General features: G+C 67.7%; 9 protein-coding genes. 7 read left to right on the forward strand and 2 right to left on the reverse strand.

Translation table 11 applies throughout. The features are described from left to right. Positions 1 to 214: 214 nt before the first annotated feature. The 6 genes from ABGB21_RS34355 to ABGB21_RS34380 all read left to right on the forward strand — a co-directional run bounded on the left by ABGB21_RS34355 (position 215) and on the right by ABGB21_RS34380 (position 7921). Positions 215 to 1675 carry an NAD-dependent succinate-semialdehyde dehydrogenase gene (locus tag ABGB21_RS34355; protein WP_347681330.1) on the forward strand — a complete coding sequence of 487 codons (1461 nt, stop codon included), beginning with the start codon at positions 215 to 217 and terminating at the stop codon, positions 1673 to 1675. Positions 1676 to 2161: 486 nt separating this feature from the next. Then, positions 2162 to 3370 (forward strand): iron-containing alcohol dehydrogenase, encoded by a 1209-nt coding sequence (locus tag ABGB21_RS34360; protein WP_347658472.1) that lies wholly within the window; start codon positions 2162 to 2164, stop codon positions 3368 to 3370. A 775-nt stretch (positions 3371 to 4145) separates the two neighbouring features. After that, positions 4146 to 5372: a hypothetical protein gene (locus ABGB21_RS34365; RefSeq protein ID WP_347658473.1), complete on the forward strand. Its 1227-nt coding sequence runs from the start codon at positions 4146 to 4148 to the stop codon at positions 5370 to 5372. Positions 5373 to 5394: 22 nt separating this feature from the next. Beyond that, positions 5395 to 6285 (forward strand): hypothetical protein, encoded by an 891-nt coding sequence (locus ABGB21_RS34370; RefSeq protein ID WP_347658475.1) that lies wholly within the window; start codon positions 5395 to 5397, stop codon positions 6283 to 6285. Positions 6286 to 6672: 387 nt separating this feature from the next. Beyond that, entirely contained in the window at positions 6673 to 7389 is a 717-nt protein-coding gene (locus ABGB21_RS34375) for a hypothetical protein (protein WP_347658476.1), read from the forward strand. A gap of 286 nt (positions 7390 to 7675) precedes the next feature. After that, the gene (locus ABGB21_RS34380; RefSeq protein WP_347658477.1) at positions 7676 to 7921 is read left to right on the forward strand and encodes a hypothetical protein; all 246 of its coding nucleotides are present in this window, start codon (positions 7676 to 7678) and stop codon (positions 7919 to 7921) included. Between the two features lie 332 nt (positions 7922 to 8253). Here ABGB21_RS34380 and ABGB21_RS34385 read toward each other — a convergent pair whose 3' ends face one another. Continuing rightward, complete coding sequence (locus tag ABGB21_RS34385) at positions 8254 to 8649, reverse strand: hypothetical protein (protein ID WP_347681332.1); 396 nt, start codon at positions 8647 to 8649, stop codon at positions 8254 to 8256. Between the two features lie 32 nt (positions 8650 to 8681). After that, positions 8682 to 10691: a hypothetical protein gene (locus tag ABGB21_RS34390; RefSeq protein WP_347658482.1), complete on the reverse strand. Its 2010-nt coding sequence runs from the start codon at positions 10689 to 10691 to the stop codon at positions 8682 to 8684. A 147-nt stretch (positions 10692 to 10838) separates the two neighbouring features. On the opposite strand from ABGB21_RS34390, the gene ABGB21_RS34395 reads away from it, so the two are divergent. Further along, positions 10839 to 11498: a recombinase family protein gene (locus ABGB21_RS34395; RefSeq protein ID WP_347658479.1), complete on the forward strand. Its 660-nt coding sequence runs from the start codon at positions 10839 to 10841 to the stop codon at positions 11496 to 11498. The last annotated feature ends 78 nt before the right edge of the window (positions 11499 to 11576 follow it).

Genomic DNA, 11576 nt, shown 5'->3' on the forward strand with positions numbered 1-11576 from the left:
ACCAGTGAGCACGGCCTGACGGTGCGCCGCGACGGCCGTGGCCCGAGACGGCGATCGGTGGCGCTGGGCGTCGCCCTGCGGACAGGTGCAAGGCCACATTCGACCCGCTCGGCAACCTCGCTCCCGGCGAGGGCGGGTGACCCGTCCGTCTCCGCGCACAGCGCGATCGCTGCGGCGCGCCGACATCACCAAGAGGATCACAGGAGGCGACGCGATGAGTGACCCGATGAACGTCCTGGCTCCCGAGCACCGGCGGCTCCGGATCGGCGACGCCTGGCGCGATGCCGCAAGCGGAGCCACCTTCGCTGTCGAGGACCCGGCCACCGGCAAGACCATCGCCGAGGTGGCGGACGCCGACGTCGTTGACGGGCTCGCCGCCCTGGAGGTGGCGAGCAAGGCAATGGCGGGGTGGGCGGCGACCCCGCCGCGGAAACGGTCAGAGTTGTTGACCGCGACGTACCGGGCACTGACCGAGCGATCCGAGGAGGTCGCCCGGTTGATAACGCTCGAGATGGGCAAGCCGCTCGCCGAGGCTCGGGGAGAGGTGGCCTACGGCGCCGAGTTCTTCCGTTGGTTCGCCGAGGAGGCGGTGCGCGTCGAGGGGCGCTACAGCAGCGCTCCCGCAGGTGGATATCGCATCCTCACCGTGCCGAAGCCGGTCGGACCGTGCGTCTTCGTGACGCCCTGGAACTTTCCGTTGGCCATGGGTGCCCGCAAGATCGCGCCTGCGTTGGCTGCCGGCTGCACGACGATCACCAAGCCAGCGGCCCAGACGCCTCTCACCATGCTGTTCCTGGCCCGCATCATGGAGGAGGTCGGCGTTCCCCCGGGCGTTGTCAACGTGGTGACCACGAAGCGTGCCGGCGAGGTGGTCTCGGCACTGCTGGTCGACAGTCGGACCCGCAAGCTTTCGTTCACCGGGTCGACCGAGGTCGGGCGCGTGCTGCTCCGACAGGCCGCGGACAACGTGCTGCGCACCTCCATGGAACTGGGCGGCAACGCGGCCTTGATCGTGTGTGCCGACGCTGACCTGGACGTCGCGCTCGACGGTGCCATGGTGGCCAAGATGCGCAACATCGGGGAGTCCTGCATCGCGGCCAACCGGATCTACGTCGAGGAGTCGGTGCGCGAGGAGTTCACGGCGCGCTTCGCCGCGCGGATGGGCGCGCTTTCCGTGGGCCATGGTCTCGACGAGGGCGTGGACGTCGGGGCGTTGATCGACGAGGCCTCGGTCACCAAGCTCGACGAGCTCGTCGCCGACGCGGTCGATCGCGGCGCCCGGGTTTTGGTGGGCGGCGAGCGTCCGGACGGGCCGGGCCACTTCTACCCGCCCACGGTCCTCGTCGACGTGCCCGAAGACGCGCGGATGCTGGAGGCGGAGATCTTCGGCCCGGTGGCGCCGATCCTCTCGTTCACGTCCGACGACGAGGTGATGGCGAAGGCCAACGACACCGAGTACGGCCTGGTCGGATACATCTTCACCCGTGACCTCCAGCGGGCGCTCCGGTTCACCGAGGGGCTGGATACGGGGATGATCGGCATCAACCGCGGTCTGATATCGGACCCGTCGGCTCCGTTCGGCGGCGTGAAGCAGTCCGGGATCGGCAAGGAGGGGTCGCACGAGGGCATCCTTGAGTACCTCGACCTCACCTATGCCGCGATCGACCTACCATGACCGGCCTGCTGCTCCGGGCACCCGCCGAGGATCACGGCGCCCTGTGCACGCATGACCTGACCGGCCTCCAGCGCGGGGACGGGAGCCGGGCCATGGCCGGTACGAAACCGCTGGCACCCGGGACGCCGGCGACTCCGCCGGTGTGTGCACGAGCGCCGCGGCCGCGGCGGTGCTTGGGGCGATCAGCCCCCTCGCCGGTCCCCACGGCTGCGCCCTCGGGCTCATGGTCGAGGCGCTGGTCGCGACCCGGACTCGTACCGCCCTTGGCGACGATGTCCACGGGGCCCTCGACCCGACCCATCCGTCCACCACGGGCGATGTCTTCATCGCGATGGAGCCGAGGGCGCCCGGGCGCGATCGGGTCCTGGCGCCCGGCGCGCGCCTGCGCCACCCGGGCGGCCAACCTTGCCGACGCCGTTCCGGTCTCGCAGCTGACCTGGACTTCCCCCCAGCACATCGCCGCCGACGTTCCGGAAGGGCACTGACATGCTTGAGACCGTCCGCGGACCACGCCAGCTGATAGTGGGCGAAGGGGTCGCGCAGAACATCCCACGAGTGGTGGCCGAGAGTGGCTCGCGAGTCCTCATCGTGACCGACCAGGTCCTTCTCAGGCAGCCGGGCGTGGCCGAGATCGTGGCCGCCGTGCGGGAAAAGGTCGAGGTCGTCGAGGTGTTTTCCGGCGCGACTCCGGACGTGCCACTCGCCGATGTCGCCCTGGCCGTCTCGGTCGCCGCCGAGGTGGACGCCAACGTGATCCTCGCCATCGGGGGCGGCTCGGTGATCGACCTCGCCAAGATCGTCGGCGTCATCCGGCGCCACGGTGGGACGCCGCGCGACTTCTACGGCGAGTCGAAGGTGCCGGGGCCGACGATTCCTCTCGTCGCGGTCCCGACGACGTCAGGCACCGGCTCCGAGCTCACACCCGTCTCGGTGTTGACCGACCCGGACCGCGAGCTGAAGGTGGGGGTCTCCAGCGTCCACATCGTGCCCGACTTCGCCATCGTCGACCCCGAGCTCACCTACACCTGCCCTGCGACCGTCACGGCCCACTCCGGCATCGACGCGTTCTGTCACGCGGTGGAGAGCTACACCGCGCGACCCCGGCCCCACGGACCGCGCGACCCGGTGGAGCAGGTCTTCCTCGGCCGCAACCCGATCACCGACCACTACGCGCTGCTCGCCGCGGAGCGGATCGCCCGTAGCCTGCGTCGTGCTGTCAGGGACGGAGGCGACACGGACGCGCGCGCGGACATGTCCTACGGCTCCATGCTCGCCGGGCTCGCATTCTCCCACGCGGGCAACGCGGCCCCGCACGCTCTCCAGTACCCCATCGGCGCGGCCACGCACACGCCGCACGGCCTGGGCGTCGGGCTGCTACTGCCCTACGCGCTGGACGCGGCCAGGGATGCCATCGGCGACCGGTTGGCCATCCTCGCCAGGGTGTGCGGGCTCGACGTGACCGACGCCTCGGATGCCGAGGCCGCAGATACGTTCCTCACCTGGCTCGACGGGCTCCTTGCCGACATCGGCATCCCTCCCACCTTGGCGGACATCGGCGTGGCACGCGCCGACCTCCCGCGCTTCGCGGAGATGGCCAGTGGCGTCACCCGCTTGATCCAGAACCATCCAGGCCCGACCGACACCGCCAGCCTGACCGCGATCCTCGAAGCGGCCTGGACCGGGGACCGGACCTGAACACAAGATGGAGGTGTACCGCAGCCTCGGGCTGCGTCTGACCTGTGACCCGTACGCAAAAACGGCGCGGGTGGATGTAGATCCTGCCACGCATCGTTGGATCCGGTTTGTGTCCGAGATCGGCACGAACCGATTCCCAAGGGGGGGCCCACGGCTTTCCGGCGCTATCCCGCTGGGCTGATGGCCAGCCTACCTCGGCCATTGTGGTCGCATCATCGCATGCAGAGGTGACACGAGGTCCTGGCAACGCCGCCGGGGCCGGAGCGACCAGGTGTCGCTTGCCATGAGGATCTCGTGGCAAGCGACTACCAGGCGGGAGCCATGTCGCCATGATGATGGCGCTGCGCTGTGATCGAGGGCGGGGGCACTCATGTGGGTGACGTGGCTCAACCGAGACCGTCGGGGCTGCGGGCGACCGGGGGTATCCGGAATCTCGGCTGGCTGCCCTTGTGGTGGTGGACGAGGCGACTGGGGGCGGTTGGGAGGCTCACCGGGTTTCACGCGGTTGGCCGCCCGGCTCGCCTCGGGACCGGCCGGACCGGTCGCTGTCGCGGTGGCGAGCATGCACGGCGACAGGCGGGTGCGGGAACGAGCGGTTAGGGCGACGCTGAAGCGGCCGGCGGGGGAGTCGCGGACCCGCGCCGGCTTCGCCGGGTGCCGGCGGAGGGGTTGGTGAGCGTGCGTCGCGGTGGCAGCGCGGCCCCGCGTCATGCCGCTTGGCTTGCCCGAGTTGTCGTGCGTGTTCTGCTGTGATGTAGCGGTGAGGGCGAAGGATATGAACGAGCTGGCAGTGCTGGTGGACCGGTTGCGACGGGATCGTCGCCGTGACCCGTACGCGGGCCGGGATGCCTACTCCCGGGCCGCCCGTGAGGTCGCGGACCGCTGCCAGAGACTGATCGACGCGGGTGAGGCGGCGGTCGCGGTGCCCGTGCTGCGCAAGGCGGTCGACCGGATGACGAGCGCCCTGATGTACATGGACAGTTCCTCCGGGGTGCTCGGCAACGACCTGGCGAACCTGATGGAGGTGTACGCCCGGGCGTGCCAGGCCGCACCGCCTCGGCCCGCTGGGCTGGCACGGTGGCTGGTGAAGCTGGTGTGCGATGGCCCCGGCTGGCCGGACGTGGTGCTGCGCGAGTGGGCACCGGCGTTGGGGGCGAAGGGCCTGACCGAGATGACACGGTTGGTCGACGAGCGTGCCGCCGCGGCCGACCCCGACAACTGGCATCAGCAGTGGGCGGTGCGGTACCTGCGGGAGCAGTTGGCCGAGGTCTCCGGCGACGTGGACCGCCACGTGCGGGTACTGGCGGAGCACCTGGTCAGCGCCGACCAGTACGGGCGGATCGTACGGGTACTGGCGCAGGCGCACCGGCTCGCCGAGGCGATCAACTGGGCCCGACGCGGGCTTGTTGAGTATCCGTCCGGCTACCAGTCGGTGAAGCTACGCGACCTGCTGGTACGGCTGCTGATCGAGACTGGTGAACCTGGGGCGGCGGTGGCCGAACGCCGGGCGGCGTTCGATGGCCGGCCGGCGATCGACAACTTCCGGTCGCTGCTGGCGACGGTGGCCGAGACCGACCGGGATGCCGCGCACACCGAGTGGGCGTTGGCGGTGGTACGTGACCGCGCCGCACGGCAGGAGGGTTACCTGCCCGATCTGATCGACGCGCTGGTGCTGGCCGGTCGTGACGACGAGGCGTGGCACACCGGGCTGACGCGCCTGGACGAGTTGCCCGCCCGGCAACGCGTCGAGCTGCTGGAGTTACGGCGACGGACCCACCCGGCCGAGGTGCGGGAACCCTATCGGGCGCTCATCGACGCCCAACTGCGGGACTCGTACGACAAACGCCGCTACGACAAGGCGATCACGCTGCTGCGCAGCCTACGCGAGGCGTACACGGCCACCAGCGGGGCCGCCCAGTTCGACGCCTACCTGCGAGCGTTACGCGCAGAACACAAGCGTCGCCCGACGTTCCTAGCCAAGCTCGACGCCGCTCGGCTATAACCGGACCGGTAGGGTAACGCCCGTGGCGGTCCGCATCGATGTTGAGGCGTTTCGTGATTCGATCCCGACGGCCGTGGGTGAGGCTGCGGCACGGCTGCTGACCGACGACAGCGTTGGTGAGTTGGAGCCGGCCGGTGGCGGTTTTCAGGCGGTGATACGCGACCGCAGCGCCGCCTTCCAGCCGTGGGTGGGCATCGTTGACGGGGTGTTTACCGGCGATTGCGACTGCGGGATCATCGGGGATGAACTTTGCGCACACGCGGTCGCGACAGCGTTGACCGCGTTCACCGCGGGCGTCGCCTTCTCCGGCGCCGCAACCCCACCCGGCGCCGTCCCCGCGGAGCCCGAACGCGCCCAGTACCTTGAGGCGGTGCAGCGCCTCTCGCCCCGCCAGTTGGCGGACCTGGTGGCGGGGCACGCGGTTCGGGACCGCCTGTTCGCCACCCTGTTGCTGGGCGAGGCCGGCATGCTCAACGGCGCCGACGAGTCCGGTCTCGCCGACTTCCGCGCTGCTGTCCGGGACGCGTCGAAGACGACCACCGGTAACAGGTGGCAGATTTCTGATGTGGAGGCCGCTGGTCACCGCTTGGCTGCCGAGGTCGAGATCCTGTGCGCCCGCCCCGCGACCTCTACTGCGCTTGAACTGGTCGAGGAGGCCATCCTCGTCTGGGACGAACTATCCGGACACCTCCGCGACGCCTACCACATCACCCGTACCGAACCGGAGGAGATCACTGAGCCGCTCGTGGGCGTACACCGTGACCTGTGCGAACGCCTCGACCTTGACCCGGACGAGATCGCCGAGCGGCTGAACCGAATCGTCGAACGCTGCCACTACGACACCATGGACGTTGGTATGTACGCCGATCTGCTCGGCGAGTACGCGGGCACGGTCACATCCGCCCGCTGGTAGCCCCGCTGCGCTACGAAGACGTACACCCGTCCAGGACGGTCCGGCGTCTCTCGCGCGTCGAGGGTGGTGAAACCGTTGGTCGCTGGAGTCGGGACTGTGCAAACTCATAACGGCGCTGCCTCACTCGCGCACACCTCGATGATCGGCCGGCACCTGCTGCCCGAGTTTCCGGTTCCCGGCGGCGTGCTCGTGCCAAGAGGCGCAACCTCGCGATCGTCCTCGGCACCCTCGCCCTGTCCGGCTGGTTCGCAGGGTGGATGCCGTTCATCTCCGGCCAGGCCATCCAGGACATCCAGAAGGGCGTGAAAGCACGTACAGCAGAAAGGTCTCAGCAGTCGTCAAGCGAGCCGGCCAGCACATCAAAACGCTCCCGGCGCGGAGTTGGCCATGGAGGTTGGTGACGAGACCATCATCAAGGCGCTTGAAGGCTTGTTCAGATCCGTCTTCCTGCCCGCAATGCAATCGCGGTCGCTGGACAAGAGGGTCGAGGAGTTGCGCGGCAAGCACCAGGATCTGGACAGGGCATCGCCGTTCACCTCACTCGACCTCAAGGACCTCGACACGTTCGCCATCCCATTCATCGGAATGGCCGACTCCGTTGCGGCCTCCCTCGCGTCACCGGTCGGCGAGTACGAGCGCGCCTTCTTCGCCGATCAGCTGACCCAGATGATGCCCGTCTTCCAGCGGCACCGGGTGCGACTGTGGCTGCCCGAGCTCGACGGGCCGGTCGACTTCGACGATCCGGCCCACCTGGCGGCAATACGACTGCTCGGGGCGCAGTCGAAGCGTGAGGTGCTGCGGGCCCGGTTTCGGCTGCTTGCGGCGATGCGTGCACAAGCCGGTCAGCAAGGCCGGTACCTGGGTGGCCGCCCGCCGTACGAGTATCGGCTCGTCGATGCCGGCCCCCATCCCAACGGCGTACACGCCGAATGGGGCCGTCGCCTGCACAAGCTCGAGCCCGAACCGGACACCGCGCCACACGTGCGGTGGATGTCCGCCCAGCGCCTGGCTGGGCGGAGCCTTGCCGGGATCGCCCGACAGCTCAACGACAGCCACGTACCCTGCCCGTCCGGCGCCGACCGAGAACGCAACCGGCACCGCTAGGGCGACGCCTGGACTGTCCAGTCTGTAGCCGCGATCCTGCGTTGGAACCCCGCCCAGGACTGGGTGATCTCCGAACACGTCGTGCACGAGGCGCTCGTCAGCGAACAGGACCTCGTCGCCGTGCAAGCGATCCGCGCCGCCCGCCCCGTCGAGGACGGCAGTACCCGCACCTATCTGTTCGCCGGACTCCTGCGTTGCGACGTCTGCCGTCGCCGCATGGACGCGCATTGGGTGCACGACCGGCCGGGCTACCGCTGCCGGCACGGGCCGCAGCAGCGCCCGAAGCGTGGACGCCGCCCGACCCAAGAACCTCTACGTCCGGGAAGACCACGCCCTCGCCAAACTCACCGATCCGCAGGCCGCCCTCGGCCGTGGGGGTTCGACTCCGGAAGACCTTGCCCGGCGCCGTCGTCACGACCGGCTCGTGATTGCGACCAACGGCATCAGCTGGAACATCGAACCTGCCGACGAGCAGGCGCTGGAAACCGAAGAAGCTCATCCGCAGCAACTGCGAATGAGCTTCGTGGGGTAATTATGTGTCCAAGATTGACACGAACCGATGCCCAATGTGGGACACCTTGTCGGCGCTATCTCACTTGGCTGAAGATCAGCAGAACTTGACGGGTCCCGAGCCAGGTGTTCGGGACCCGTCTCTGCGTGCGAGCCTCCTCAGCCGGACGCGCCTCCACGACCCGATGTGGTGCGCGCTCATAGCCGATGAGAGGGCGTCGCGCCCGCTGTCGTACCGATGCGAGTTCGCCGAGAAGTGGCCGTTGAGCGCCGGCTTGGTCGCGCAAGTCTTGCCTGCCGACCTTACTTCTCGGCGATGTGCGGGCCTGCTGGCAGACGCTGATTGTCGGCGGGCTACAGGTCGTTGATTCGGGCCAGCAGCTCTGCCTCGGTCAGGTTCTCCAGGGCCGCGTCCTGCTTGCGGCCCAGGACTGCCAGCAGCTTTTCCTTCTCCAGTTTCTTGGCTGCCGCTGCCTTCGCCGCCTGGTCCTCCGCGAGGCGGATGGCGATGACGTGCTTGACGACCTCCAACTTGGTCTCCAAGGTTGCCTTGGCCGGATTGGTCTCGGTGGCCACGAACGACTCGGTGTCGATGGCCTTGAGTTCGGCGTTGACCGCCTTGGCCACGTCATCGAGGCTGAAGCCGGACTTGGCGGTCAGCGGAAGCTCCCACAGCTGTTCCGTGGTCAGCAGTCCCTTGGTCGACGGGTAGCGGAATTTTTCCCGCGTGGCCTCTTCAAAAATGGTCACGATGGCCTCTCTTCGATTTTCTGGGTAGGAAATCAGAACTGGATACTGATGAGGTGGCGCCGTCCGTCCGTCATGGTCACCTTGGCGACCACAGAGCTGCGGACCGTGGAGCTGAAGCCGAGGCCGGACAGCTGATCCGGGGACGGCTCGCACTTGGTGCGATCGCCGAGTACCTCGAACACCTTGCGGTGCGGTTGCAGGTCGCCGCGGAGGAACTCGTTGTAGATTCCCCGGGTCGGCTGGTCGTTCACGCATCCTTTGAGGATGAAGAAGTAGTGGCGGTTGCCGACCTCGCCGTCGTCGAAGTAGTTCGGCGAGTACATGATGGTGGACACCGGCACGAACTGTTCGGTGGTGATTCCCCAGAGGTCCTTGCCTGCGCTGCCCGGCTGCATGTCCTTACCCGGCCGGAAAGCGGTGATTACCTCGTCGGCGACCGTCATCCGGCCCACGTCGACGGTTTCCTTGTGGCCGACCGCCCGCTCGTGACTGTAATGCTCGATTTTTCCGTTGCTCTCGGTCTCGATGACGAAGCCGACCTCGGTGCTTTCCCGCTTGTTGAACTGGTTCACCTCGATCCGGTACTCGCCGTCGGGGACGTTGTCGGTCCAGGTGACGTTCTCCACCGGCTCGCGCGAGAACGTCCCGCCCGCGTTCATGTCGACGTCCAGCTTGTTGCGCTTGTCCTTGTACCAGATGTGGTCGCCGTTGGGTTCGAACACGTGCAGGTCGAGGTCGTCGTGGTTAAACCAGGACAGGCTCACCCGCAGCTTGCCGGTGACGTTGCCGCCGGCCCGCTTGACCTTGTCCTTGATCGAGTCGGTGACGTTGCCGTTGTAGGACCAGCCGAAATCGTTGTCCCAGGTGAACAGCCGCGGGGCGGCCGGGTGCCGGCCGGTGGTGAGACTGACGAAGTGCGGTTCGTGGCTGTTGGCGACCCACAGGTCGATGGTCGCGGCGCCGGGCAGGATGTCTTTCATGAAGGTGACCACGGAAATCTCCTCCGGCTTCGCGTCACGAAGGCGCGCACCTGCCGACCTCATGGTGGCCGCCTGCATGAGCAGCCCCTCGATGCCGTCCTTCATCCGCGACTGTGTGTCGTTGTCGACCCATAGCACGTTGGTGACCGACACGTCGGACAGCCGGGCGAACCGTCGCTGCAACGACTCCTCGATGCCCAACTCGTCGATGGTCTTCATGGCAGCCTTGACCATGGCCGGGGTGATCAACGCCGTGGGGCGCTGGTAATTCTGCGGTGCCACCTTCGTCTCGAACGACCGGACCGCCTGCTCCAGGTCGACGCCCGCAGAGAGATCCTGGACGAGGGTGCCGATCACCGTGTTGCGGAAGCGGGCCGCCGGGTTCATGGCGTTGGCGAAAATGAAGGCCCGTCCGTTGGTCGCCTTCGTCCACCGGTTCTGCAGTGACCGGAACTCGGTCACCGCCCGACGATGCTCCGTGCCGCGGTAGAGGGCGTTGTCGTCGATGAGGTCGACGACGGTGTCCAGAGCGTGCTGGGTCAGCTCGGCCAGGCCACGCTGGAACACCTGCACCGCGGCGTCGAAGGTGCCCCGTGCCGCGCCGACGTCTTTGATGCGATGCCGCTTCTCCACCCGGCCGTGCAGGTGGTGCCACACCTCGACCTGGCCGTCGCGCAGCGTCCGGGTCGTCCTTGTCCCGTACTGCGCCTCGGTGGACCGGAAAATGGTGGACAACGGCAGCGTACCGACGAACTCGTCCATTGCGGCGGCGACGACGGAAAAGACCGGGTCGGATGCAGATACCCCGGACCAGATGGAGCGGACCTGTCCGTTGTGGATCTCGACGACGTTACCGAAGTTCTTGATGAACCCGCGGCAGGTCGAGCAGTCGTACTCGGACCGCTCGCGGAACCGGAGATTGGTGCCGGCGGGGAAGGAATCGAGAAAGGTGAGCCAGAGTGAGTCCCGGTCGAGACCGTCGCCGACGACGTACAACTCGCCTTTGGACATCGCGGACAGACGTATAGTCACATCCGTCACGAACTGCTGGAAATCGCCCACTGTGTCATCCTCCTTGATCACCGGAGATCCTACGAAGTGCCTGCAATCGGAGAAACGCATTTCCGGCTGTCCGCACGGTCACGGACGGGCCCCCTGCGGACCGATCACCCTCACCCTGCCCTACGAGAGAGCCGCGATTCGGCCAGGATGACCCCACACTCATGCCGGGAGAGCCCAAAAATCGAAGGCCGCCTCCTCGGCGGACGCCCGTCCTACGGGTACCGCCTCGCCGACGCCGGACCGCACCCGAACCCGGGCAAAGCCGCCGACGGCCGCCGGCTACACAAGCTGGAACCCGACCCGACCACCGCCCCCGTCGTCCGGCGCATCTTCGCCATGTACCTCGCCAACAACGGCTACTTCGCCATCGCCGAGGCGCTCACCCGCGACAGCGTCCCCTCACCATCCGCCGCCGACCCCGCCCGCAACCCCCACCGCACCGGCGAAGGCTGGGCCAAGAGCGCCGTCAAGAACATCCTGTCCAACCCCCGCTACACCGGCCGGCAGGTATGGAACAAGCAGCGTAAAGACGAGGTACTCCTTGACGTCAATGACGTCGCCCTCGGCTACGAGACCCGGATGCGCTGGAACGACAAGGACTCCTGGGTGTGGTCCGACACGATCGCGCATCCACCGCTCGTCACCGTCAACGACTTTGAGCTTGTTCAGACGATCATGGCGGCCAGCGGCCGAGGCCGCACCGGTACCCAGCAACGAAAGGCGCGCCGCCACTACTGTCGCGTAATTGAGATCTTTTACGTGGCTTGGTGTTACTTCGTGGTGATTGACTCTGGCTCGTGGGGTTGACGCAGCAGCAGCGGGCTGAACTGTCCAGTCTGGTCGGTGACCGGCGGGTGGACGCGGTGGTGGCGGGGCGGGCGCGGA

Origin of the sequence: Plantactinospora sp. B24E8, assembly GCF_039871735.1 — a bacterium.
Classification (GTDB): Bacteria; Actinomycetota; Actinomycetes; order Mycobacteriales; family Micromonosporaceae; genus Plantactinospora.

Bases quoted from the DNA above. Each gene is read 5' to 3' on its own strand.
- ABGB21_RS34375 (WP_347658476.1), top strand. From the start codon at position 6,673: ATGGAGGTTGGTGACGAGACCATCATCAAGGCGCTTGAAGGCTTGTTC.
- ABGB21_RS34395 (WP_347658479.1), top strand. From the start codon at position 10,839: ATGACCCCACACTCATGCCGGGAGAGCCCAAAAATCGAAGGCCGCCTC.
- ABGB21_RS34365 (WP_347658473.1), top strand. From the start codon at position 4,146: ATGAACGAGCTGGCAGTGCTGGTGGACCGGTTGCGACGGGATCGTCGC.
- ABGB21_RS34355 (WP_347681330.1), top strand. From the start codon at position 215: ATGAGTGACCCGATGAACGTCCTGGCTCCCGAGCACCGGCGGCTCCGG.
- ABGB21_RS34360 (WP_347658472.1), top strand. From the start codon at position 2,162: ATGCTTGAGACCGTCCGCGGACCACGCCAGCTGATAGTGGGCGAAGGG.